Annotated in this window: 20 protein-coding genes and 1 riboswitch; of the genes, 6 read left to right on the plus strand and 14 right to left on the minus strand. The window is 67.8% G+C overall.

Annotated elements, in window-relative coordinates; all coding sequences use genetic code 11:
- Positions 1–140: 140 nt before the first annotated feature.
- Positions 141–761 carry a histidine phosphatase family protein gene (locus PLE19_14150; GenBank protein HPD16092.1) on the minus strand — a complete coding sequence of 207 codons (621 nt, stop codon included), beginning with the start codon at positions 759–761 and terminating at the stop codon, positions 141–143.
- Between the two features lie 288 nt (positions 762–1,049).
- Between PLE19_14150 and mgtA the strand changes: the two genes are divergently transcribed.
- Both mgtA and PLE19_14160 read left to right on the plus strand, forming a co-directional pair.
- Positions 1,050–3,677 carry a magnesium-translocating P-type ATPase gene (gene mgtA / locus PLE19_14155; GenBank protein HPD16093.1) on the plus strand — a complete coding sequence of 876 codons (2,628 nt, stop codon included), beginning with the start codon at positions 1,050–1,052 and terminating at the stop codon, positions 3,675–3,677.
- Positions 3,678–3,679: 2 nt separating this feature from the next.
- Positions 3,680–4,462, plus strand: a complete 783-nt coding sequence (locus tag PLE19_14160; GenBank protein HPD16094.1) for a PTS sugar transporter subunit IIA — start codon at positions 3,680–3,682, stop codon at positions 4,460–4,462.
- Between the two features lie 40 nt (positions 4,463–4,502).
- Here the strand turns inward: PLE19_14160 and PLE19_14165 are convergent, their stop codons facing one another.
- The 13 genes from PLE19_14165 to PLE19_14225 form a co-directional block, all read right to left on the minus strand.
- On the minus strand, positions 4,503–5,195 hold the full coding sequence (locus PLE19_14165; protein HPD16095.1) for a DUF6062 family protein: 693 nt from the start codon (positions 5,193–5,195) through the stop codon (positions 4,503–4,505).
- A 41-nt stretch (positions 5,196–5,236) separates the two neighbouring features.
- Entirely contained in the window at positions 5,237–7,846 is a 2,610-nt protein-coding gene (locus tag PLE19_14170; GenBank protein ID HPD16096.1) for a dynamin family protein, read from the minus strand.
- Between the two features lie 2 nt (positions 7,847–7,848).
- A complete protein-coding gene (locus tag PLE19_14175) occupies positions 7,849–8,760 on the minus strand; it encodes a hypothetical protein (protein HPD16097.1) in 912 nt (303 codons plus the stop codon).
- Between the two features lie 94 nt (positions 8,761–8,854).
- On the minus strand, positions 8,855–10,057 hold the full coding sequence (locus PLE19_14180) for an MFS transporter (GenBank protein HPD16098.1): 1,203 nt from the start codon (positions 10,055–10,057) through the stop codon (positions 8,855–8,857).
- 76 nt (positions 10,058–10,133) lie between these two features.
- Positions 10,134–10,493 carry a hypothetical protein gene (locus PLE19_14185; protein ID HPD16099.1) on the minus strand — a complete coding sequence of 120 codons (360 nt, stop codon included), beginning with the start codon at positions 10,491–10,493 and terminating at the stop codon, positions 10,134–10,136.
- Positions 10,462–11,022 carry a hypothetical protein gene (locus PLE19_14190; protein HPD16100.1) on the minus strand — a complete coding sequence of 187 codons (561 nt, stop codon included), beginning with the start codon at positions 11,020–11,022 and terminating at the stop codon, positions 10,462–10,464. The genes PLE19_14185 and PLE19_14190 overlap by 32 nt, the downstream gene beginning before the upstream one ends.
- Complete coding sequence (locus PLE19_14195; GenBank protein HPD16101.1) at positions 11,019–11,372, minus strand: DUF190 domain-containing protein; 354 nt, start codon at positions 11,370–11,372, stop codon at positions 11,019–11,021. The genes PLE19_14190 and PLE19_14195 overlap by 4 nt, the downstream gene beginning before the upstream one ends.
- A gap of 49 nt (positions 11,373–11,421) precedes the next feature.
- A complete protein-coding gene (locus PLE19_14200; GenBank protein ID HPD16102.1) occupies positions 11,422–12,654 on the minus strand; it encodes a cation:proton antiporter in 1,233 nt (410 codons plus the stop codon).
- A 167-nt stretch (positions 12,655–12,821) separates the two neighbouring features.
- Positions 12,822–14,717, minus strand: coding sequence for a phosphoenolpyruvate--protein phosphotransferase (gene ptsP, locus PLE19_14205; protein ID HPD16103.1), 1,896 nt, complete (start codon positions 14,715–14,717; stop codon positions 12,822–12,824).
- A gap of 149 nt (positions 14,718–14,866) precedes the next feature.
- Positions 14,867–16,147 carry a phosphopyruvate hydratase gene (gene eno / locus PLE19_14210; protein ID HPD16104.1) on the minus strand — a complete coding sequence of 427 codons (1,281 nt, stop codon included), beginning with the start codon at positions 16,145–16,147 and terminating at the stop codon, positions 14,867–14,869.
- Entirely contained in the window at positions 16,140–17,117 is a 978-nt protein-coding gene (locus tag PLE19_14215; GenBank protein ID HPD16105.1) for a formylglycine-generating enzyme family protein, read from the minus strand. The genes eno and PLE19_14215 overlap by 8 nt, the downstream gene beginning before the upstream one ends.
- Positions 17,114–17,512 (minus strand): HEAT repeat domain-containing protein, encoded by a 399-nt coding sequence (locus tag PLE19_14220; GenBank protein HPD16106.1) that lies wholly within the window; start codon positions 17,510–17,512, stop codon positions 17,114–17,116. Before PLE19_14220 ends, PLE19_14215 begins: the two co-directional genes overlap by 4 nt.
- A 4-nt stretch (positions 17,513–17,516) precedes the next feature.
- On the minus strand, positions 17,517–19,187 hold the full coding sequence (locus tag PLE19_14225) for a dynamin family protein (GenBank protein HPD16107.1): 1,671 nt from the start codon (positions 19,185–19,187) through the stop codon (positions 17,517–17,519).
- A gap of 246 nt (positions 19,188–19,433) precedes the next feature.
- A riboswitch (Fluoride riboswitch) is annotated at positions 19,434–19,495 on the minus strand.
- A gap of 418 nt (positions 19,496–19,913) precedes the next feature.
- On the opposite strand from PLE19_14225, the gene modA reads away from it, so the two are divergent.
- The 4 genes from modA to PLE19_14245 are packed head-to-tail and all read left to right on the plus strand — an operon-like array spanning position 19,914 to position 23,602.
- Positions 19,914–20,771 (plus strand): molybdate ABC transporter substrate-binding protein, encoded by an 858-nt coding sequence (gene modA, locus PLE19_14230; GenBank protein ID HPD16108.1) that lies wholly within the window; start codon positions 19,914–19,916, stop codon positions 20,769–20,771.
- 3 nt (positions 20,772–20,774) lie between these two features.
- Positions 20,775–21,542: an ABC transporter permease subunit gene (locus PLE19_14235; protein HPD16109.1), complete on the plus strand. Its 768-nt coding sequence runs from the start codon at positions 20,775–20,777 to the stop codon at positions 21,540–21,542.
- Entirely contained in the window at positions 21,542–22,636 is a 1,095-nt protein-coding gene (locus PLE19_14240; protein ID HPD16110.1) for an ABC transporter ATP-binding protein, read from the plus strand. Before PLE19_14235 ends, PLE19_14240 begins: the two co-directional genes overlap by 1 nt.
- The gene (locus PLE19_14245; GenBank protein ID HPD16111.1) at positions 22,637–23,602 is read left to right on the plus strand and encodes an extracellular solute-binding protein; all 966 of its coding nucleotides are present in this window, start codon (positions 22,637–22,639) and stop codon (positions 23,600–23,602) included.
- The last annotated feature ends 129 nt before the right edge of the window (positions 23,603–23,731 follow it).

Here is a 23,731-nt window from a genome sequence, read left to right on the forward strand (position 1 = left end):
GGCCAGAATCGCGGGCGTCGCAGTCCCACGCGGATTCTTGGACAGGCTCCTAGAGCCCGTGCGGAAGCCCATGTGGAACTGCGCCGCCGCGCCTCGCCTCCGCCGCGCTGACACCGGCGAGGCCGCCCACGAGGACTCCCCTATGGCGCAGGCGGGGCCTCCGTGCGGAGGTGGCAGGTGTCGTTGAGCGACACAACGGTAAAGTCGTCGCCTTCGGCCTCGAAGACGTTGATGGCACAGGTGTCCTGCCGAAGTCGCCAGAAGCGGTCGTTGCCCAGCCCCATCACCGCCAGCAGGAGGATGCGGTTGATGACCGTGTGGCCGACGAGCACGATGGTTGCCCCGTCGTGGCAGGCGGCCAGTTCCCTGACGGTGGCCAGGCCGCGGGAGCGCAGGTCGTCGAGTGTCTCGCCGCCAGGGATTCGGGCCCGATGCGGCGCCTCATACCAGTGGCGGGCAATCTCCGGCCAGCGCTGGCGGACCTCGTCCGGCGTCAGACCCTGCCAGTCGCCGTAATGGATGTCCAAGAGGCCAGAATGAGGCTGGATGGGCAAGCCGAAGTGCCTGGCGATGGCCTCGGCGGTCTTCAGCGCCCGGCTCAAGGGGCTGGAGTAGACGGCGGCGGGCCGCCACTCGGCGGCGACGCGCCGCCCGGTCGCCTCGGCCTGAGCGAGGCCGGCATCGTTCAGCGGCACGTCGGCCCGCCCGCGGAAGCGTTCCACCCGGTTCCATTCCGTCTGGCCGTGTCTGACGAGGATCATCCGTGTCACTTGTCGGCTCCAAGCTGGGTGCCAGTGGCGCAACGACTGGGTTGCAGGATAGCAGGATGTCGTGGCGGTTTCAACCCTGTGGGGCCAGTGGGGCTCGGGCCAGAAGCCTGCGCGATGCAGAGAAAGGCGCTTGAAAGGCCACGGCCATCGGCCTATACTGTGTTTCAGCCACAGTGAGTCCCGGTCGCAGGCCAGTGGCCGGCTCCCAAGCTGTCACGGTCTCCCCGCCAAAGGGTCTGTGCGATGCTCAGGTCGCTATTTGCCAGAGTAGCACCCGGCATGGTCCGGCGAGAGGCCCGGGCGGCGCAGGGCATGGCCGGCGAGGAGCAGCGCCGCCTGGCCGAGGTGTGCGCCCTGTCGCCCGAGGACGCCCTGCGCCGATTGGGGACGTCGTGGCGCGGCCTGGACGGGGCCGCGGTTGCGGCCCGCCGTGCGGAGGTTGGTGCCAACGCGATCACCACCAGGAGACGCGGTGGGGTGGTTGTGGAGGTGTTGCGGCGCTTCCGCAATCCCCTCGTCGTGCCGTTGCTGGTGATCGCCATCGTGTCGTTCCTGATGGGGGATGTGAAGGCCACGGTTGTGGTCAGTGGGATGGTGTTCCTGAGCGTGGGGCTGTCGTATTTCCAGGAGACACGCTCGGCGCGGGCCGTGGAAGAACTCAAGGCAATGATCCACAGCCGCGCCACGGTGGTTCGGGAGGGCAAGGAGGAGGAGGTCCCGCTTGCTGATGTGGTGCCGGGGGACCTGGTGGTCCTGGATGCAGGGGCGTTGATTCCGGCTGACTTGCGTGTGGTGCGGGCGAAGGACCTGTTCGTGGCGCAATCGGCGCTCACCGGGGAGTCGATGCCGGTGGAAAAAACGGCGGCGGAGTGCAGCGCAGGGGGCCGCGACGTGCTGGGCATGGGGTCGGCGGTCTTCCTGGGCAGCAGCGTCGTGAGCGGTTCGGGCCTAGGAGTCGTGGTCAACACGGGCAATCGCACGCTCTTCGGAGGCATCTCGTCCAGACTGGCAGAGGCCGAAACGGAGACGAGCTTCGACAAGGGGGTCAAGCAGTTCACCTGGCTGATGGTTCGGTTCATGTTGGTGATGGTGTGTGCGGTGTTCCTGATCATCGGTCTGACCAAGGGCAATTGGGTAGAGGCCTTGCTCTTCGGGCTCGCGGTGGCCGTGGGGTTGACGCCGGAGATGCTGCCCATGATTGCCACCGTGAACCTCTCTAAGGGCGCTCTGGCCTTGGCAAGGAAGAAGGTGGTCGTCAAACACCTATCGTCCATTCAGAACCTTGGGGCGATAGACATCCTGTGCACGGACAAGACGGGAACCCTCACCCAGGACCGCGTGGTGCTGGAGAAGCACCTGGACGTGACCGGCCGGCCGAGCGATGACGTGTTGCGGTATGCGTACCTGAACAGCTATTATCAGACGGGGTTGCGGAATGTGCTCGACAGGGCGGTGCTTGATCATACCGATCTTGATGTGGAGCGGTCGTGCCGGAAGGCGGACGAGATTCCCTACGATTTCCTACGCCGCCGCATGTCGGTGACGATAGAGTACGAGGGCGACCTGGTCCTCATCTGCAAGGGGGCGGTGGAGGACGTGCTGAAGGTCTGCTCGCGGTACCAAGTGGAAGACGAGGTGTATCCGCTGATTGACGCCATCCGTTACGACGTGCTCGAGGAGGCCCAGGCGTTGGGCCGCGACGGGTTCCGCGTGCTGGCCGTGGCGTACCGCGAGTTTCCCCGCGACAAGTCGCAGTTCAGCGTGGCCGACGAGGCGGAACTCGTCCTGCTGGGCTATATCGCCTTTTTCGACCCTCCAAAGGACACGGCGGGTCAGGCCATCGCCGAGCTGCGGGACGCCGGCGTGCGGGTGAAAGTGCTGACCGGCGACAACGCGCTGGTCGCGCGGAAAGTCTGCGGCGACATGGGCCTGAACGTGGAGCGGGTCGTGACGGGCGATGAGATCGGCGGCCTGTCCAAAGAGCAGTTGGGCGAGCTCGCCGATCACACGGATGTATTCGCCCGCCTCACCCCCCTGCAGAAGGAGGAACTGATCGGCGCCCTGCGAAGCCGTGGGCATGTGGTGGGGTATCTCGGCGACGGCATCAACGACGCGCCGTCGCTGAAGACCGCCGACGTCGGGATTTCGGTGGATACCGGCGTGGATGTGGCCAAGGAGGCCTCCGACGTGGTGCTTCTGGAGAAGAGCCTCACGGTCCTCGAGGATGGGATCATCGAGGGGCGCCGGGTCTTCAGCAACATCATCAAGTACATCCGCATGGGCGCCAGTTCCAATTTCGGCAACATGTTCAGCGTGGTGGGCGCGGCATCGTTTCTGCCTTTTCTGCCCATGGCCCCGATTCAGATCCTCACGAACAACCTCCTGTATGACTTCTCGCAAGTGGGCATCCCCACCGACCAGGTGGACGAGGAATTGCTGCGCAAGCCGCGCCAATGGAACATCGCAAACATCAAACGCTTCATGGTCTTCATCGGGCCCATCAGCTCCATTTTCGATTACGCCACGTACGCCCTCATGCTGTGGGTGTTCTCCTGCCACCGATTCTCTGCGCCGGACACCGCTGCCCACGTGAAGGAGTACTACGAACAACTCTTTCATACCGGGTGGTTCGTCGAGTCGCTGCTCACGCAGACGCTCATCGTGCACATCATCCGAACACGCAAGATCCCCTTCCTCCAGAGCCGGCCGAGCGCCGGCCTTGTCCTGACCACTCTGATTGCGATTGGCGTGGCCATCTGGCTGCCCTACTCTCCCGTCGCCCGGTACCTTGGGTTCGTCCCGCTGCCCGCCGATTACTGGTTCTGGCTGGCGGGATTCCTGCTGGCCTATTCTGTCCTCACCCATCTCGTGAAGACGTGGTTCCACAGGAAATACGGGGTTGATTGAGCATGAGAGCGCTGCTCCAGGCCATCGAGGAGGGCCGGCTGATCGAGCTGCCGGAGAACGACAAGGAGAAAGCCCTGACCCTGCTCGCGACCATGATCGAGGCCGTGCCCTCCGTGCCGCCCGGCCTTCGGCTGGTGGAAGCCGTTCTTGCGCGCGAGGCGCAGGCCAACACCTGCCTGGTTCAGGGCTGGGCGGTGCCGCATGCTCGCGTGCCGCAGGACGGAGATCTCATCTGCTGCGTGGGGTGGAGCCCCGTGGGAATCCCCTATGGGACAGCGGATGGGGTCCCCGTGCGTGTCGTGCTGCTCTACTACGTCCCGGACTCTCAACGTGGCGCCTACCTGCGCGAAATCTCCGCGCTGGCGCGCGTCCTCCAGGCAGAAACGGTCGCTCAGCGAGTCTTCGAAGCGTCCACGTTGGATGGCCTGCGGATCCGTCTCCTGGACGTGGTGACGGCCGCGCTGGGCACCTCGCAGGCGGAGGCACGGGCGCGAATGGTGCGCCTGGAGGCTCGAGCCACCGCCGCCGGCGTCGCTCCGCCACAAACCTTCGACCCTACGCAGGTCGTCCCTGCCTGGATCGTGGATGCCGCCGACGGCCGCGTGATGGTTCTCGCGCGCGACGAAGGGCTCGTGCGGGCCCTCGAGGCCCAGCCGGACCTGGGGTTGCGGCTTGCGCGCCAGGCCGTGGTGTCTGTAGGCGGCCACACTATCCACGTGCGCCAGAGTTCCACCTACGGGCTTGGGCGCAGCCTGTTCGACTGCCTCATTGTGAAAGCCAAGTGATACCGAGTGGATGACGTGCGCAGTCGGCAGCCTCGGGGCGCTACGGGCCCTGTCCACCTTCTTGACCAGCCATGAGCTGCAGGGCGCGGACCCACGAGTCGCCCACCTCGCCAAACCCGTCCTTGATCCGACGGTAGTCGTGGCGGGCGATGAAGTCGTCCAGCTCTCCCTGAAGCGCCGCGAGCTTGCGCTGCTGCACCTCCCACAGATAGCCTCGGGTGCCTGAGTCCCCAATCCGGTCGTAGACGAAGAGGAAGTGCGGCACGCACAGGCCGGGACAGGCGTCGAAGGCGGCCCGCATCTCCTCGTCGTCCGCAAGGCCCTCGATCAGGATGGCAGCGTGGCGTTCCCGGCTCTCGGCCTCGAGGTGACAAGCGGGACATTGGGCGCGCTTCGACCACGCGGCGGTGGCGGACGGCCGCAGGCGGCGCAGGCCCGGCTGCCGAAGGGCCTTGAGGAAATCGAGGAACAGCTCGACCTGGTCCCGATAGAGGATGGCCGTGCCGAGGCCGCTCTTGAAGCCGGCCAGGGTGTGGGCGTGACGGGGGCAGTAGCCCCTGGACGCTCTCAGGCTACGCCGCACGCCGGGGTCGTTGACCGACTCGTAGAGAAGCCCATCCAGGTAGCGCTTCGTGCCCTCGACCTCGATGGAGCACAACGGGCAGCCGGCGGCCTGCCGGAGGGCCTCCAGAACGATGTGATAGGGGAGATGCTTTTCCTTGTGCTTGGCCATAGTGTAGCTGACCTCACGTGAGGGTCGCGTGCGACGAGACGCTATGCGTCGTCCGACGCCTCCCAGGGGAGGTAGAGATTCTTCTCCCCGGCAATGTGGATGATCGCGCGGAGGTAGGCGTCCGATTCGTCGTCGTGCTGGAGGTGCCTGCGGAGGCCCTCGTGCTTCATGGCGTAGTTCTGCATGTCTTCGGCCGCCTCCTGGAATCGGCGGGCGGCCTGATGAATCACGGCCTGCGCGATCTTCTGGCGCTGCACCTTCTCAACGAGGTGGACGAGGTGGCGCAGGCAGACGCCCTGGGACTTGGCATAGGCCCGCTGCCCCTCCTCGTCGTTCAGGAAGCTGGCGAGGCGCTCGATGGAGACTCGCTCGCTCTCACGCGCGAGCTGGCACACGCGGCAGCCGCCGGGGTTGCTCATCAGCGCTCGGACCGCCTGACCGGCCTCGGATTGTACGGCGGCCTTGGGCAGTTCCTGAGAGAGCCGCTGGACGAGTCTCGTGTAGCCGAGGGAGAGGCCGTGGGGCGAAGCCATCGCCTCGAGTTGCCAGGTGTGGGGAGCGCAGAAGCCGAGCCCGGCGGCGAACTGCTGCTGCGCGGCTTCGTCCTGAGCGAGGCGGTGCTGCCAGCTCGCCAGGAAGTCGAAGGCCGTCTGAGTCATGTGCTGGCAGACCGGGCAGCCGCGGGTGCGAATGGCCTTGGCGATCCGAGGCTCGGGCGGCCGCACCGCGGGCAGCTCATCGGCCGGTGGCGAGGCTGGGGCGCTGGTGTCCACGGCTGGGGCTGGTCCCAGGGTGGGCGCCGAAGGCTGCGAGGGTACGACCTCGGGGCGCATGCCGAGGAGCTGGGTGCGAAGGGAATTCAGCGCGGCCTCCGCGTCGCCCACGGCGGCCTCACGGTTGCGGCTCTCGCGCCAGTTCTTCCCTGCGATGGCCTCGAGGATGTGGGCCTCGGCCTCGGCGGCCCAGGCGCCCGCCAGGTCGCCGAGGCCCCGCACGGCTTCGGCGATGCCACTGGCCACGGCCTCCTGAAGCGTAGCCGAGCACGATTCGAGGAACCGGCCACACTCGCCATCAAGGTGGCCTGTCAGCGGCCCTCGGACGACCCTTGCCGGCAGGAGAGCGGACCAGAACGGAACGCGCGGGGCCCAAGCGGCACCTGCCGCGAATGGGTTGGGGACTCTCACGGTCACATCCAGGTTGCCGGGGCCGCCCGCCGGAGCACCCTGCGGGGCGGGAACGTCCATTACCTCCGCGGCAATGGCAGAAATGGCGCCCAGATTCCGCGTGACGCGCGCCCAGTGCTCGCTCGCGGCCTGGGGGAACATGCCGCTGAGCCTCTGCTGCTGGGCAGCGGCCCATGGCTCTCCACGCGCGCGAAGGTCCTCGGCGACGCGGCGCGCGAGGGCCCTGGCCACACGCCGGGCGGTCCGCCAGCGTCCCTCCTTGATCGCGGCTTCGACGTGCACCGCGGCTTGCGCCCTTGCGGCCTCAAGGAACGCGCAGTTGTCGGGCGCCACGGCGTCGGCCGCCCAGCGCATCAGGTGCTGGCCCATACGCTGGATGAGCTCATGCCGCTCCTGGGCATGTTCCCGCCAGCGCTGGCGGAGTTGCTCCTGCCTTGCCCGCACAACGTCATCCGAGGCAGCTCTCGCCTTGTGATGGAGGCGGATTTCCTGCACCTCCTCGTCCAGGAGCCGGAGCGCGCGGGCAGTGAGAGACTCCAGGAAAGTCGCTGCTTTCTCATTCGACAGGAAGTCCACCAGCGCCGCCTCGAGGTCCTTGACGCCGCTGCGAGCATAGCCTTCACCATCGCCGGCCAGCCGGCTGGCAAGGCCGAGGCGCGAGGAGACGGGGAAGAGGCGAACGGCATCGGCCCCGAGATGCTGCTTGAGGGCGGCGGCGGTGAAGCCGAGCACCTCCTGGCGCTCGCGGTCACCCACGAGGTCAACCTTGTTGACCACGAAGAAAAGTTTGCGGGCGTGCTCGCGTATCCGTTGGAGGAACTCGATCTCGGAGGCGGTGAGCGCGGCTTCCACGCTGGTGACGAAGAGCGCGGCGTCGCACTGGGGCAGGAAGCTGTAGGTGGTCGTCGTGTTCGCCTCGATGGAGGAGCCGACGCCGGGGGTGTCCACGAACTCCAGGCCCCGCCGCAGGAAGGGGTGGGGAAGCTCCAGGCAGGCCGTGCTCACTGCCTTCTCGTTGCTGGGGTTGCCCCGCTCGGTCACGAACGCGGATAGGTCCGAGACAGGGTATTCCCTCGGGAATGCGGAGCCGGCGTTGTGGACGACCAGCCGTTCCCTCGAGCCGAACTTCAGCACCGTGATCGCCGACGTGACGGGCAGGACGCCCGTGGGCAGGAGATCGCGCCCGATGATGGCGTTCATCAGGGAGCTCTTGCCGCGCTTGAACTCGCCGAGCACGGCCAGGGTGAAACGGTCCTCGGCCAGCTTGGCCATCAGCTCGCGGCATTGCTCAGCCCGCGTCTCGCTCGCGCCCTGCCGGAGAAGGCCGTGGAGCGCGCGGATGTGGCCCGCCAGGGCGTGCTTGGCGCGCGTGTAGGCGCGCAGCTTCTCCACGTCGGGGCTCGTATCAGACTCCGATGCCTTGAGCACCGCTCGGGATGCCTCCGGCGACACAGCCTCACTGCCCATGGCTACCCCGCATCCTCCAGCATGCGACCCAGGCAGTCTGCGACCCTGGCGCTCAAATCGCCGACCGGGATGTCCATATCCCAAGCGGCCTGGCCTCTGGCAAGACCCAGGCGCAGGTGCTGAAGGGGCACGCCGGCGCAAACCTGCTCAACGACGCGGCAGGATCGCAACGCTTCATGGGGGATACAGCACACGTTGATCCCGTAAGACCAGATGCCTGGCCGCAGATCGGGCTCGTTGACGACGTGCACGACCCCGCGGTCGGTCACGACGAGGGCACCCTCCTCCGCCACACAGACGGGAGCTTTTCCCCAGAGCGACGACCGAGTCCCCCAGGTCTGCGCCGAACAGGCGTAGGCGACAAGGGACTCTCCTTCGACGAGGACAGGGCGCAGCCGCCCGGCCTGCCGGGGAGCCACACGCCGCCACAACTCGGGCCAAGCAAGCGGCGAGGGCACGGGCGGTCGGCGGACAGGCCGGGCGGCTGCTCGGTACCCGCGCACCAGCGCCCCAAAGTGCTCGACGCCGTATGTGGCCTCGTAAAGGATCGTCGCCGCAGCCACCCTTGCGCCGTCGGAGTAACGAACGACAAACCAGCCCGGCAGGAGCGAGCCCCCGAACTCCACGCTCAGCACGTTCGCAAACGGAATGACTTGGAGCGAAGGCGCGAGTCGCTTCCGGTGGGCATCGCGGGAAACAAGAAGGCGGTCGTCGGTCACGGCCACAGCGTGAGAGCCCGGCTCTCCGTGGAACCCGAACGGCGCCCCCTCGCCGTCCCAGATGGGGGCATAGAGGAGGCAATGAAGCCGCTCGCCCGGCCGCAGGGCCGAGCCGATGAGGGTCGGATGAACCCCCGGCAGGTCCTCCGGCCCCTCGACGGGGAAGACCATCACCTCCCGGCCGCAGGAGGGCACCCCGCTCGGCCTGCGCCCGGCCGGGCCGGTACCGAGGTCATCGGACCGGCTCCTGGGGGGAGCCGCCGGTTGGTGGGTAGCGAGGACCAGCCTCTCAGGCACGGTGCGCCCCTCGACTGCGTATCAAGGCCATTGCAACGGCCCCGGCCGCGCCCACAACGGCGGAGTAGGCGAACGCATGAACCGGGCCGAACGCCACCCAGAGAAGCCCCACGATCACGCTCGACGCGAAATCACCGATGCCGTTGACGACCCCCAGCAAGCCGAACGCCGTGCCCGCCACATCGGCGCCCACGTAGTCCCGCACGGCCACGGCCTCAATGGTGTCTTCCCAGGCGATGAAGACGCCCGCCAGCACGAACAGAAGGGAGAACCACCAGAGGCTCGGTACGGCCAGAGCGAAACCCAGGAACGTGATCACGGCCACGGCGTAGCCGACGGCCAGGTAGCGCGTGAGCGAGAACCGATGGCTCAGCGCGCCGATGGGAAACGAGGCGGCCGCATAGACGACATTGCGGAGCGTGTAGAGGAGCGCCGCCATGCGCGACGCTTCCAGAAGCCCCATGCTCGGCTCCAGGGAGGTGGCGGCCCGCAGGATCATCAGAGTCGGCGCGAAGTCCGCGATACCGAACAGCCCGACCGCGACGAGGAAGACGCGGTACTCGCGCGGCAGCCCCTTCAGCGTGCCCCAGAACGTGATGTGGGGGTTCGGCTGACGCCGCTTCTCGGTCACCAGGAAGGCCATGGTGGCCACCGAAAGCAGGCCGGGGACCAGCGTAATGAGGAAGATCACCCTGAATGCCCCGCCGGCGTCGGCGGCGCCTTCAGGCAGCCAGGAGTTGACGGCGCGGACCCACGCCGGGTGGGCGCTCAGCAAGCTCAAGAGCCCGAAGGCAGCCAGCGGGCCGGCCACGGCCCCCGCTGTGTCCCCAGCCCTGTGGAACCCGAATGCCTTGCCACGATCCTGGGGTGCGACGGACTCCGCGAGCATGGCGTCCCGCAGCGGTCCGCGAATGCCCCGGCCCAGCCAGCCGACCACTCGCCCCACCAGGATCAGCGGCCAGGCGAACGCCAGCGCAAAGACGGCCTTGGAGACACCCGTCAGAACATACCCGATGACCGTCCAGACCTTGCGGTGGCCGATCCGATCGCTGTGGTAGCCGGCACCCAGCTTCACGAAGCTCGAGACGGCATCCGCCACCCCCTCGATGGACCCCAAAGCTGCTGCGGAGGCCCCGATCGCCTGCATGAACTGCGGCAGCACGGCAGTCGCCATCTCGTGGCAGAAGTCGCTCAAGAAGCTCGTCAGACCGAAGGCGAAGACATTGCGATTCAGCCATCGGCCGGCGGCGGACCGCCGAGCCGCCCCCTCCTCACTCCTTGCGTCCATGAGATTCCCCCTGTGATTCGGCAACCAGCCTCTGTTCGATCAGTTCCAATGTGCGTCGGAACCCCTTGTCTTCTTTCTGCTCCAGAGCTCTCAGAATGCACTCCTTGGCTTCTCGATACCTCTCCTGCTTGTAGAGGCAGCAGGCGAGGTGCTCCTTGAAGCGTGGCTCGAAGGGGTTGAGCCAGATGGCGCGGCGAAGCTGGGCCTCCGCCAGATCATAGGCCTGGCACGCAGCGAGGTGGACGCCCAAGGCATCGCGGTCGTAGCCGAGGCAACGGCTGGGCCGCAGCGCCTCCTCACGCCGCTCGGCCTTATCCTTTCTTCGTGCCCTTCGTTCGGACACGGGGATGCGCTCCATCTGTGGGTGCGGTATCCTCATCCCGCGCTGCGCGGTGCAAGGCCGCGCCGCCCGCACTGGCTCCTGCTCCGGTTCTCGGATAGTCGGGAGTCGTCGGCCGGTTCCTTGCCGCGGAGGCGACCCGCTGGATGGCCCCCAAGAGTTCGCAGAGTCTGGCCACTTTGGGGTCCATGTACCGCACCAGTTCGGCGGGCGGCTCGCCGTAGCGGCGCAGGTAGCGGCCCTCAAGCTCCTGAAGCGGCTCCATCAGGGTGCAACACCACCCCCAGATGTTGCTGGCCAGGTCCTGCACTTTGGGCTCGAGACCTAGCCTGGCGCGGATCTCCCCAAGCTCCTCGCGGATCTGACCAGCCAGGGAGCGGATCGCCTCGCGCTCGCGAGGCAGCAGGGGGTTCCGCTCGTGATAGAGCACGCCGTGGTCCTCGCTGCCCGAGGCCCAGCGCTCGAAGGCGCACAGGGTCTCATCCAGGAGTGCCAGAGATGTCAGGATCCCGCGCAGGTGAAGCTCGCTCATATGGACAACCCCACCAACCTGCGGCGCGCGTGGACCCGCGCGCCGGGACAGACACGCGGCACCTTGCGCACCGCAATCCTTCCCTGGGCGAGCAGGCCCTGCTCATACATGTCCCGAAGGAAAGCTCCGATACGCTCGGGCAGGTCCACGATCTCCACCAGCAGCGGCAAACCTTCCGAGAGAGGCGCCTTCCTGGGCCTGGCGCCTTCGCCCTCGGCGTGGGAGCCCGCCTCGCTGCGGAGAACGGTAGCTCCCGCAAGCCCCCTCTTCCGGGCTTCCTCGACCAGGGCTTCATGCACGGGCCGATGCCCGGACTTCGCGGTCTGCGACACAGTGATGCGAAGCGACACGGCATCCTCGTTCCAGGCCGCTTCGCGGGGTTCGCTCGACATGGCAGGCTCACTCCTCGCTCAGGTCCTCTTCCTCCTTGGGAGCATGAGCGGCACGCTCCGGGAGGGGCTCAGCGGCCGGCGCCGCCCCCGGCAGCGGGAGCAGGTGCTTCGGCAGGAATGCGGCGTTGGCCACCAGGGTGGGGATCACCGCGCTGGCGATCACGGCGGCGACCAGGAACGAGTACTGCGCCTGGGTCACGATGCCGTGCGTGAGCCCGTAGAGGGCGGAGATCGTGCCGAACGTCAGCCCCGTGGACATCATCAGCGTGTAGTACCAGCGCTCGGAGTGGTCCTTGCGGAAGGGGGCGATGAACGGGTAGAGGCCGAAGACCTTGGAGGCGGTCTTCCCAGCAAAGAGCGCCAGGAACGCCAGGGGCGCGGCCGCGAGGGCCGGCAGCATCACCAGCGAACCGGCCCGCAGGAAGTAGAACGGCGTGAGGAAGCCCACTGTCAGCGTGCGCAGGCGGCGCATGAAGTGGGGGTCCGTGCCCGTGAACTCGGCGAGCACCATCCCGGCGATATAGGCAGGGAGCACCGCCTCGCTACCGGACCACAGGGCGAGGCCGCCCAAGGCGAAGAGCACGAAGACGATCCACTTCGTGCGGATTGCCGCCGTGCGGTAGGCATAGCGCTTCGTCAGCCAGGTGGTGACGAACGGCAGCGCGAAGAATGCGGCAATGCAGACTCCCACGAAGACGGCCGTTCGGCGGGTGAACGGCGCGAAGATCAGCCCCAGGGCGATCACGGTCCCCAGGTCGTTGACGAAGCACGCCCCGAGAATCCCCTTGCCGAACTCGGTGCGGTTGAGGCCCGTCTCCAGCATCACGGCGTAGACGACCGCCATCGAAGTGGTCGAGAGGGCGATGCCCGCGAGCAGGCTGGCGCGGGCGTCCCACCCCAGGGCAAACCGGGCCACGGCGGCGCAGCCGAGGAACGGAGCCAGGAAGCCGACCAGGCCCACCACCGAGACCTCCTTGACCTTGGCCTTCATCACGGCCGGCTCCAGCTCCGCGCCCGCCAGGAACGTCAGGAGCACCGCGCCGGAGGCCGCCACGAACTTGAGCCATTCCGCGCCGTTCCCCAGGGCGTTCGTGCCCCAATAGTAGGAGGTGACGGCCGCGGCGGCCACGCCGACGCAGATTTCCATCAGGGCCACGGAGACCTTCAGGTGATTGGCCAAGACAGCGGAGAAGACAGCCAGGAACAGCCAGATGGCCGCCTGGGCGAACAGTTCCTGCATGGTGAACGCTCTCCTAGACCTGGGGACCTTGGGGCGACCAGCCGAAGGTCGCATCCCGACGCAATCTGACCACAGTCTTCCGCGACGTCTCGCCGAGCGGCTCGTCTCCGAACGCACGCGCACGCGGCAGGCGCCGTTGGCGGTTCTCGCTGAGGGCGTCCGTTGTCTCAGACATGGGGCTCGCCGCCAATCTTGTCCATGAACCTGAGCATGTGGATGCGCGAGCAGAAGTAGTACCGCACGCCCTCGTCCACGAAGGTCATCGGGTTTCCCCGCGTGTGAACCACCATGCCACAGACGGGGTCCACGGCATGGGCCTCCGCGCGCAGGTCGAGCCCGGCGGCGCCCGCTGCCACCTTGCCCAGCACCGCGCGCACCTCCCGGGCTGTCGCCGCCGCCAGGCAGGCAGTCGCCAGTCCCAGGCACCCGCTCGGCGTCGCGGCCCCGAGGCGGGCCCGCACGTCCCCGAGCGACCCGGGCGACACGCTCAAGTCGGTCACGCCCAGGCCGGCCAAGACGCCGGCCAGACAGGGATCGCCCGCCATCTCGCCGCACACGGCCAGGGGTTTGCCCGCACGCTGGGCCTCCTGGGCCAGCGTCCGGAGGATTCTGAGGAAGACGGGATGCTCCGGCTGGTAGAGGTCCGTGAGGTTGACGTTGTTTCGCTCCACCGCGAAGAGGAACTGAACGAGGTCGTTCGTGCCAACGCTGGCATAGTCGAACTCCCGGAGCAGCCGGGCGAAATCCCACACGGCGGCGGGTGTTTCGACGAGGAGGCATTGTTCGAAGTGGTCCGAGAACGGGAGGCCATCCTTGCGGAGGGATTGGATGGCCTGGTTCACGAGTTCCCGTATGAACAGCCACTGGTCAACGGACTCGATCATGGGGTACATGACGCGAACGGCGGGATGGCCGTGCGCGGCCCGCAGGATCGCCCGGATCTGGGTGATGAGGAGCTCAGGGTGAAAGCGGAACAGCCTGTGGGCGCGCATTCCGAGGTACGGGTTGTCCTGCGGTCCAAGGGAGAGGTAAGGAACCGGCTTGTCGGCGCCGATGTCCACCGTGCGGATCGTCACGGGGCGCCCGCCGGCGAGTTCACACACTCGCCCGTAGACTCGGAACTGGTCGTCCTCGCTGGGGAAATCGTCGGCCTCCTGCATGAACAGTGTCTCGGTGCGGTAGAGGCCGACCCCCTCGACTCCCTCCCAGTCCAGAGCCTCCAGTTGAACCGGGTCGGTGATGCTCACCCAGAGGCGGGCCGGGAGCTTCTTCGCTGGTTGCCTGGCCTTCCCCTTGTCGGGAGCCCGGAGGCGATGGAGGCGTTCCTCCTCCGTTGGCCTGAGCAGCAGCTCTCCGGCCTCACCGTCCACGAGCACGGGCTGCCCATCGCGCGGGCGCAGCGCTTCCACACTGGGCACGCGAAGGGTGGGAATGCCGAAGGACCTGGCCAGGATCGCTGCGTGCGACAGGGCGGTCCCACGCTCCACGAGAAAGGCTCGAACCCCAAGGCGATGGCCCTGGAGGACCACGGAGGGCAACAGTTCCGGGATCGCCAGGACCGCGCCGGCCGCCTCGGGAGGCACCTGGCGAGCCGGGTGGAGGGACAGCTTGGCTCTCATCTGCTCCGTCAAGTCGCGAAGATCGCTTGCTCGCTCAGCCAGAACGGAACTCTCTGAGGAGCGGAGGACCGCTGCAATCTGTCTCATCACGCGCTCTACGGCTGCTTCGGCCACCAGCCGGGCCTCCTGAATGGCCGCCTGGACCTGGTGGTGGAACTCAGGGTCATTCAGAATCGCGGCGTGGGCGCGGATGATGTCCGCCTCCGAGGAATGGGATTCCGCCTCCAGACTCTCGACGGTCCGCTCCAAGTCCTGGACCAGGGACGACATGCTCTGGCGGAACCGCCGGATTTCTTCGGCCGGCGTAGAGTCGCTGCTCACGTCGTCCCGCGCGGCCGGGGGTTCCGCGGGTCCGACGAGGAGGACCAGAGGCCCCGCGGCAACGCCGGGGCTGATGGCCTCGCCTCGGAGTGAAGCCGGTTCGTCTTGTGTGGTGGGCACCATGGTCTTTGCCCTGTCTTGCTCCCGTGCGGTCGTGCCCGCGAGGCGGCTGGCCCCTGGAGCCCTGGCATCGGCAGCTCTGGAACGCCGGTTCGGCGGGGGCCGTGAGAGCCACGGTCGGTTCAGGATGGCCGCGCGGTTGGCCGTGAGCCTCACGACCGCGGCAACGGATTCCCGAACACGCTCGATTCGCCCAGTTCGGCCTCGATCTCCAGAAGGCGGTTGTACTTTGCGATGCGCTCGCTGCGGCACGCGGAGCCGGTCTTGATCTGCCCGCCGCCCATGGCGACGGCGAAGTCGGCGAGGAAGGTGTCCTCGGTTTCGCCGGAACGGTGCGAAATGACATAGCCCCAACCCGCGCGGCGGCACAGGCCAATCGCCGCCATCGTCTCGGTGACGGTGCCGATCTGATTGAGCTTGATGAGGACGGCGTTGGTGGTCCCCTCGCGGATGCCGCGCTCGATGAAGCGGGTGTTGGTGACGTAGATATCGTCGCCGACGATCTGAATCCTGGCGCCGAGGGCCGCGGTATGCGCCTTGAAGCCGTCCCAGTCGTTCTCCGCCAGACCATCCTCAATGGAGACGATGGGGTACTTCTCCACCCAGGTCTGGTAGAGTGCCGTCATCTCGGCGCTGGTCTTCTTCCCCTGGCGCGACTTGGCGAGGTTGTAGCAGCCATCCTCGTAGAAGGAACTCGCTGCGGGGTCGAGCGCGAGGGCCACGTCCACGCCGGGCGTGTAGCCGGCCGCTCGGATAGCCTCGAGGATGACCTCGCACGCCTCCTCGTTGCTCTTGAGGTTGGGCGCGAACCCGCCCTCGTCGCCCACGCTTGTGGCGTAGCCCTTCTTGGCCAGAATCCTCTTGAGGGCGTGAAAGGTTTCTGCCCCGTACCGCAGCGCCTCGGCGAACGAGGGTGCGCCGACCGGCATCACCATGAACTCCTGAAGGTCCACGCTGTTGTCCGCGTGCTTCCCCCCGTTCAGGATGTTCATCATGGGCACGGGCAACCGCACGGCGCCCGCTCCGCCCAAGTACGCGTAAAGAGGCAGGCCGGCGTTCATCGCCGCCGCACGAGCCACCGCCATGGAGACGCCGAGAATGGCATTCGCGCCCAGTTGGCTCTTCGTCGGCGTTCCGTCCAGGCCAATCATCAGGCGGTCAATCTCCGCCTGGCGGTGCGGCTCCATGCCCACGAGCTTCGGAGCGATGAGCCGGTTGACGTTCTCCACGGCCCTCAGCACGCCCTTGCCGGCGTATCGCTTCTTGTCGCCGTCGCGAAGCTCCAGGGCCTCGTTCTCGCCGGTCGAGGCGCCGGACGGCACGGACGCGGAGGCCGTGAGGCCGTCATCCAGCACCACGTGGACCCGCACAGTGGGGTTGCCGCGGGAATCAAGGACCTCCAGCGCGCGGACGGCTGCGATCGACCTACTCATTTGACTCTCCTTTCGGTTGGCTTGGAACATGGCGGGCGGGGGCGGGGTCGCCGCATGGGGACTTGGGGGTCTCCGCCCCAACAGCTCCAGGGTTTCCCCCGATGGATGCGGCGACACGGAACCCGACGTCATAGCAGCGGTAGGTCGGTCGGGCGGAGCGGCGGCAGGCGAAGCGGGTGATCCTGGGGATCGGATACCAGAAGCCGCCGCGCAGCACGCGGCACCGTCCCGCCTCGGGGCCTCCGGGGTCGTCCTGGGGGGAACACTCGTAGTAGGCTTCGCCGTACCAGTCGGCGCACCATTCGCCCACGTGGTCGGTCATGTCGTAGAGGCCCCAGGCGTTGGGGGGCGTTGCCCCGACGGGATGAGTCGCGTCGTGCAAGCCGGAACTATACCACGCGCACTTGTCGAGGCTCGCCGGGGAGTCGCCGAAGTCGAACCGGCCGCTTTTCCCGGCGCGGCAGGCGTACTCCCACTGGGCCTCCGTGGGCAGTGCAAAGAGCTCTTTGCCGGTGCACTGATTGGCCTTCTCCACAAAGGCCTGGCAATCCTCCCAGGAGATCTGCTCGACGGGATGCTTGTCGCCTTTGAACCAGCTCGGGTTGCTCCCCACGACGCACTGCCACTGCTCCTGGGTTACGGGGTGCCTGCCGAGGTAGAAGGGCCTGGTGATGCGAACGCGATGCAGCGGTTCGTCGCCTCCACGGTCATGTTCCCACGGCGGGCTGCCCATCTCGAATTCTCCGGCGGGGATGAGGACCATCCGGATCGCAACGCCTTGGCCCAGGCGGATGGCCTTCTGCACCGGGATTCGCAACGCGGAGGCCGTCTCGGCTTGGCGCCGTTTCGCCTCTGCCGCGTCGAAGGGCCACTCCTCGTAGACCCTGGCCGTGGGGAGGGGAGGGGGGCGCCGCGCCGCCGTCTCTGGGTGCGTTCCGGGGGCCGCCGTTTGTTCCTTGGCGTGCGTCATTGCCCCTGCTCCTCAAGGGCGGCGTGCGCCAGGCCCCTCTGGACCTCTTCGCGCACCATCAGGGCAGGATAGTTGGCGCAGGCGTGCAGGACTTGCCGGGCCTCTGGGGTTCCGATGCGGCCGAGGGCCGACGCCGCTGCCGTGGCAATGTAGACGTCCCGGGTCGTAGCGAGCAACTCGCGCAGCGGCTCCACGGCGCGGGGCGTGCGGAGCTTGCCGAGTATCCAGGCCGCCCGAATGGCCGTGCCCTGCTCGGGGTGGTGGAGCGCCAGGATCAGCTTGCCGACGAAGTCGGTGGACCTCATGAGGTCGTGGATGCGCAGGCCGCACTTCGGGCACTGGGGGTGATCTTCGGTGAAGTCGCTCCAGCACCCTGGGCAGAAGAAGTGGAGCATGGGGTCATGCCTTTCCCAAGGCGCGCTGGATTTCGGCCAGCTCGGCCGCGGTCGCCTCCAACCGGGCGAGTTCGTCGGCTGTCGCCTCGGCGTGTTCCTTCCGCCTGGCGAGTGCCGCCTGGATGGCGCCGTGGGTGGCCGCGATGGTGTCGGTCAGGCGCTCGTCGAGGGTGCGGCCGAACCGCAGGAAAGTCTGGTCGAGGCTCTGATAGGTGGCCCACCGCAGGTTCTCGACGTTCGGGATCACGAGGTCGCCGATTTGCTCCGTCAGGCGCTTGGCAACCCGCCGGACGCGCACCCGCGCGGGCACCAGCTTGTCCACAAGCGTGGGCGGGATGGGGCTGAGTGTGGCCGACCACTTGTGGGTGACCCAATAGGGCTGCCGTACCATCTCGAAGGCCCCGCGGCTCTCGGGCGCGTGGTAGGGGATGTCGAAGAGCTCGGCCGCGGTGCGGCGGATGGACTCGATCAGGCCGTCCGCGCGCTGTTGATGCGGCCGCAGGACGTCGGAGGTCTTCTTGTCGAACAGGCGGGTCATCTCGCCCATGTGGTGTTCGAAGAAGCCGGGGATGGCCTCGGCCAGGGCCTCGCCGACCTCCTGCTCCCCCACCGCTTGGGGGTCGCCCTTCGCCAGGGTCTCTTTGACGATCCCCTCGAGGTAAGCTCGGGCGTTCTTGCGGAGCGCCTCGGCGTGTTCCTCGAGGAACTCGTGCATGCGCCGCTGGTCGCCCGCGAGGAGGTCGCTCGCCGCCACACGCTCCCGCTCCACGTCCGTCAGCCGCCGCTCGAAGACGCCGAGGCGCTCCTGGAGCTCGTCCAGGGGCATCTGAAGCGACCGGATGCCCAAGCGCAGGCGCATGAGGGCGTCCGACAGCGTGTCGGCGGCTTTACGGGACAATGCCTCATGGAGCGCCTTGGCCTTCTCGCTTGCCAGGAAGTCCACGAGGTGGGCCTCGACCCTGGCCATGCCGCTCTCGGCCCACAGGGTGGCGGCGGCCGACTGCCGGGCTTGGAGGCCCTGCCGCGCCGAGACGCAGAAGACAGGCACATCCTCTCCGATCCCCGCGTGCTCGCGCAGGGCGCGCTGGAGGAACTCGAGGGCCACCCGCCGTTCCGCGTCGCTGAGGTAATCCACCTTGTTGAGGATGAAGAACAGCCGGGCCACCTTGGAGCGCACCTGCTTGAGGAACGCGATCTCCACCTCGGTCACGGGCGGGTCGGCGGAGACGAGGAACATCGCGGCGTCGCACTGCGGCAGGAAGTTCAGCGTCGCCTCGGTGTTGTGCCGGAAGGTCGAGCCGATGCCGGGGGTGTCAATCAGCACCACCCCCTTGCGCAGGATGGGGGCGGGGTGGGAGACCTCCACGTGGGAGACGCCGAGGCGGTTCTTCGGGTTGGCCTCCTCGGTCACGAAGCGCGCCAGGAAGGCGGGCAGGGCCGCGGCATCGCCGCGGAAGGTCTCGGCGGGCGCCCCGTCGGCCAGGTAGACCACGCGGGCCTCCGTGACGGCGCCCGGGCAGATGAACGTCGGGATGGCGGTCAGGGGGACGACGGACGTTGGCAGCAGCGGCTCGCCGAGGAGGGCATTGAGCAGCGTGCTCTTGCCGCGCTTGAACTGCCCGAGCACGGCGAGGTGGAACCGCCCGGCATCGAGGCGCTCGAGGAGATCGGCCATGCCGCGGCGATGCGCCTCGTAGCCCTGGTCGAGCCCGGCGAGCAGGCGCCGCGCGCGCTCCAGCGCGGGCCGTAGCTCGAAGGATTGGGCAGGCCCGAGAGAAGCCTCTGTGGGGGCGTCACTTGATTGGAAGGCGACGGTGGAACCGGCTCCTGAACCCTGGCACATGCTGACTCCGTTCGGGCGACCCCCGACAGGAGCCTTCAATGCTCTGATTCACATATGGCTCCTGTGCGCGGGATAGTCACCCGTGCAGGAGTCATCAGCCGGCATTGGCGGTTCTGGGGGACTCCATCCCCACACATCCACGAACACGAGTATACACGGCTGGCGGGATGGAGTCAAGCCCCACGGGAAATCTGTGTGCGGGCCGGAATCGTAGGTTGTTTCTGATGCGGAAACTTCCGGAATAGGGAAGGCCCGCGGCAGAGGTAGCCGCGAGCGTCCCGCTTGCGGCTCTCTTCATCCGTTCGACAAGCGGGACGCTTGTCGCTACGAGAATCGGCAGCAGAAGCTACCTACAGAGATGGCCACACCCGGGAAATCTGACACGCCCCTGATTTCGATCCTCGGGCTACCCCACGGCGTGCTTGCAGGGGTATAGCCGCCAGACGCGAGAACCGGGGCGTGCCAGCCACAGGAATCGCGTCACGCTTGCGGGCCGACGTGCGAAACCAGGTACAGGGAGGAGAACCGCAGCGCAGGAGCCGAAAGGAGCGGATGCGGATGGAGGCACTGGCAAGAGCCGCCGTGGCGTGGGCTGTCGCGTTGGCCTGCATGAACGCGGCCGTCGCTGCGGAAGAGCAGCGGGCATTGGCCGGGAAGAGGCTGGAGCTGTTCGTCGGGTCGGCCTCCAAGCCGGCCACGGAAGAGGCCGCCAAGGTGTTCGAGGAGAAGACGGGCTGCCAGATGCGCCTGTATTTCGGCGGCTCGGGGGCGATGCTGAGCCAGATGAAGCTCGCGCGGCGCGGCGACCTGTATTTCCCCGGCTCGTCCGACTTCATGGAGCTGGCGAAGCGCGAGAAGCTGGTCGTGCCCGAGACCGAGCAGATCGTCGTCTACCTCATCCCCGCCATCAACGTGCCCGCGGACAATCCGAAGAAGATCGAGAAGCTGGAGGATCTGGGCAAGCCGGGGGTGCGCGTGGGCATCGCGCGGCCCGACTCCGTGTGTGTGGGCCTCTATGCGGTCGAGGTTCTGACGTACAACAAGGTGGTAGACCTGGTGAAGCCGCGGATCGTGACGAATACGGAGTCCTGCGAGAAGACGGCGCAGATCGTCGCCCTGGGCACGGTGGACGCCGTGCTGGGCTGGCGCGTGTTCCAGTACTGGAACCCTGAGAAGATAAAGACTATACTGCTGGAGCCGGCGCAGGTGCCGCGGATCGGGTACATTCCGATCGCGCAGAGCGTCTTCTGCAAGCAACCCGAGGTGGCCAAGGCATTCGTGGACTTCCTGCGGAGCGAGGACGGGAAGGCCGTCTTCCGCAAGTGGAACTACCTGACGAGCGTGGAGGAGGCGCGGAGGTTCACGCGGCCCGATTGCCCCGTGGGCGGAGACTGGCCGCTGCCAAAGGGGTGGTAGCGCATGCGCGGGTGGCTCGACTGGGTGTGCCTGGGGGTCGCGGGCGTCTCCGTTGCCCTGATGGTGTTGCTCATCGCCGTGCAGCTTGGCTACACGGGCAGCGGCCCCACGCTGCGCGCCCTGGGCGAGCCCGACGTGCTTCAGGCCATCTGGCTCAGCGTGTGGACCTCGCTGCTGGGAAGCCTGGCGGCCCTGGTGCTGGCGGTGCCGACCGGCTACGCCCTGGCGCGCTGGCGCTTCCGCGGGGCCTGGTTCGCCGAGGTTCTGCTCGTGATCCCGGTGACCATGTCGCCCATGTCGCTCGGGGTGGCCCTGCTGCTCATCTTCCGCGATCCGCCCGGCCTCTGGCTCGCCCGGTTCTTCGTGTTCGAGGTGCCGGGCATCATCCTCGCCGAGTTCTTCGTAGCCTATGCCTTCATCGTGCTGGTGGCGCGGACGACGTTTTCGGCGATTGACCCGCGCTTCGAGCAGGTGGCGCGATTCCTGGGCTGCACGCCCTGGCAGGCGTTCCGGCGGGTCACGCTGCCGCTGGCCCGCAACGGCATTGTGGCGGCCTTCGTGCTGGGCTGGGCGCGCGCGATCGGCGACTTCGGCTCCAGTTCCACCCTGGCGGGCGCCGTGAAGGGCCACACCGAGACGATGCCCGTGGCCATCTACCTGAGCCTGGCCTCGGTGAGCATAGACCGCGCCGTGGCCCTCAGCGTGTTGCTCACGCTCCTGACCGTGGGCGGGCTGGTGGCCGTGCGGCTCCTGGTGGGGGGGCGGCGCTGATGCTCCAGGTCACCGACCTTGTGGCCCACTACGGCGGCTTCTCCCTCCAGCGGATCAGCGTGACGATTCCGCAGGGGGAGAGCTTCGTGCTGCTCGGCCCCTCGGGCGCCGGGAAGACGCTGTTCCTCGAGACGGTGCTGGGGGTGAAGCCGCCCGACGCCGGGCGCATCCTGCTGGACGGGCGAGACATCGGGCGCACCCGGCCCGAGGAGCGCGGCTTCTGCTACCTGCCGCAGGACCTGGCGCTCTTCCCCCACCTGTCGGTGCGCGAGAACATCGCCTTCGGGCTGGCCGTGCGTCGGGTGGGCGGCGCTGCCGCCGAGGAACGGGTGCGCGGGGCCGTCCGCCTGCTGGGCATCGAGCGGCTGCTCGGCCGGCGCGACATCCGCAGCCTCAGTGGCGGCGAGAAGCAGCGGGTGGCGCTGGCCCGGGCGCTGGTGGTCGAGCCGCGCGTGCTCTTTCTCGACGAGCCGTTCTCCGCGCTCGACCCCGCCACGCGGCGGCAGCTTCAGCGCGAGTTCCGCGACATCTGGCGCCGCCTCGGCCTCACCGCCATCCTCGTCACGCACGACCAGGATGAGGCGGCGGCCCTGGCCGACCGGCTCGCCGTTCTCATGGACGGCCGCCTGAAGCAGTGTGCGGCTCCGGGCGAGGTTTTCGAGCGCCCCGCCGATCTGGCGACCGCGCAGTTCCTCCTCATCGAGAATATCTTCCCCGGTCGCCTGCTGTCCGGGTCGCCGGCGAGCGGCTTCGGCGCGGTGGAGTGCGGCCCCGTGAGGTTCCGCGTCGTGCTGCGCGAGCCCCTGGGGGACGCTGCGGCAGTGCACGTGGGGATCCGGGGGTGCCACGTGAAGCTCCACCCCCGCGGGACTCCCCCGGCGAACGCCTCCGTCTACCCCGGCGTGCTGGAGGGTTTCACGCCATCCGCGAGCGCGCCGCGCGCCCTCGTGCGGCTGGCGGAGGGCGTTCGGATCGAGTGCGGTCCGTGGCCCGACCCGCAGGCTCTGCCCACGCCCGTGGGCGGCGAGCTCCTGGTCGAACTGCCCCCGGAGCGATGCTTGGTCTTCCGTGACACCGAGCAAAGAGAGGGATAGATGTACATCAGGTCAGCGCTTGCGGGCATGGCGGCCGCTGCGGCAGTCGCCCTCACCGGCTGCGACGAGGGGCGGCGCACCCTGCGCGTCTTCGCTGCCGACGCCCTGGCTGCCAGCTTCCGCGACGTGGAGCACGCCTTCGAGCGGCAACACCCCGACGTGGACGTGCGCCTGGAGGTCATGGGCAGCGTGATGGCGACGCGGCTGGTCCCGTTGCGTCGGGGAGACGTGCTGGCGGTGGCGGACCATCGGCTCGTCGAGAAGATTCTCGGCGAGGCTCATGCCGCGTGGGTCGCCAAGTTCGCCTCCACGGAGATCGTCCTCGCCGGCCACACTTCCAGCAACCACCGGGCCGAGATCACGAGCGACAACTGGTATGAGATTCTGCTGAAGCCCAACGTGCGCTTCGGCATCGCCAATCCGTCGCAGGACCCCTGCGGCTACTACGCCCGCATGTCGTGGGAGCTGGCCCAGAAGCACTATTTCGCCTCGCGCGGCAACCCGCGCCCCCTCGCCCGCCAGCTCCAGGAGAGGTGCCGGCCGGAGTTCGTCGCCATTGACGCCAACGAGTTGATCTCGGCCTACCTCAACATGGCCCGCGTGGACTATGCTTTCGTCTATAAGGCGCACGCGGTGGACCTCAAGCTCCCCTACACCCCGCTGCCCAGGGAGGTGAATCTGGGCGACGCCGCGCTGGAGGACTACTACGGGAGCGTCCAGGTCAATGTCCCCAACTACCGAGGCGGCACGGAGACGCTGACCGGGTGCAGCATCGCCTTCGGCATCACGCTCCTCAAGGACGCGGTGAACCGGAGCGACGCGGAGGGCTTCATCCGCTTCGTTCTTTCGCCGGAGGGCCAGGGCATCCTGAAGGTTTCCGGCTTCCAGGCCATTTCGCCGGCCCGGGTGCCCGCGTGGGGCCGCGTGCCGGACTTCCTGGCCGGCCTCGCCACGCCCGAGAGCTGAGGGCGTCCGAGCAGCGCACCACGGTTCCCCGATCAGTGGCGGCTCTTCGGGGCTTGGCGATCTTGACTCGGCTGGCCTGGTGCGGGCGTGCCTGCTCCTTGCGCGCCTGGCGGTTCCTCGGGAGGACTC

Source organism: Planctomycetota bacterium (genome assembly GCA_035384565.1).
Lineage (GTDB): Bacteria > Planctomycetota > PUPC01 > DSUN01 > DSUN01 > DAOOIT01.

Coding starts and splice junctions, on each gene's coding strand:
- PLE19_14170 (HPD16096.1), bottom strand. CDS start 7,846: ATGGGCAGTGAGGCTGTGTCGCCGGAGGCATCCCGAGCGGTGCTCAAG.
- eno (HPD16104.1), bottom strand. CDS start 16,147: ATGAGTAGGTCGATCGCAGCCGTCCGCGCGCTGGAGGTCCTTGATTCC.
- PLE19_14225 (HPD16107.1), bottom strand. CDS start 19,187: ATGGCCGATCTCCTCGAGCGCCTCGATGCCGGGCGGTTCCACCTCGCC.
- PLE19_14220 (HPD16106.1), bottom strand. CDS start 17,512: ATGCTCCACTTCTTCTGCCCAGGGTGCTGGAGCGACTTCACCGAAGAT.
- mgtA (HPD16093.1), top strand. CDS start 1,050: ATGGTCCGGCGAGAGGCCCGGGCGGCGCAGGGCATGGCCGGCGAGGAG.
- modA (HPD16108.1), top strand. CDS start 19,914: ATGGAGGCACTGGCAAGAGCCGCCGTGGCGTGGGCTGTCGCGTTGGCC.
- PLE19_14190 (HPD16100.1), bottom strand. CDS start 11,022: ATGAGCGAGCTTCACCTGCGCGGGATCCTGACATCTCTGGCACTCCTG.
- PLE19_14245 (HPD16111.1), top strand. CDS start 22,637: ATGTACATCAGGTCAGCGCTTGCGGGCATGGCGGCCGCTGCGGCAGTC.
- ptsP (HPD16103.1), bottom strand. CDS start 14,717: ATGGTGCCCACCACACAAGACGAACCGGCTTCACTCCGAGGCGAGGCC.
- PLE19_14165 (HPD16095.1), bottom strand. CDS start 5,195: ATGGCCAAGCACAAGGAAAAGCATCTCCCCTATCACATCGTTCTGGAG.
- PLE19_14215 (HPD16105.1), bottom strand. CDS start 17,117: ATGACGCACGCCAAGGAACAAACGGCGGCCCCCGGAACGCACCCAGAG.
- PLE19_14150 (HPD16092.1), bottom strand. CDS start 761: ATGATCCTCGTCAGACACGGCCAGACGGAATGGAACCGGGTGGAACGC.
- PLE19_14235 (HPD16109.1), top strand. CDS start 20,775: ATGCGCGGGTGGCTCGACTGGGTGTGCCTGGGGGTCGCGGGCGTCTCC.
- PLE19_14200 (HPD16102.1), bottom strand. CDS start 12,654: ATGCAGGAACTGTTCGCCCAGGCGGCCATCTGGCTGTTCCTGGCTGTC.
- PLE19_14160 (HPD16094.1), top strand. CDS start 3,680: ATGAGAGCGCTGCTCCAGGCCATCGAGGAGGGCCGGCTGATCGAGCTG.
- PLE19_14240 (HPD16110.1), top strand. CDS start 21,542: ATGCTCCAGGTCACCGACCTTGTGGCCCACTACGGCGGCTTCTCCCTC.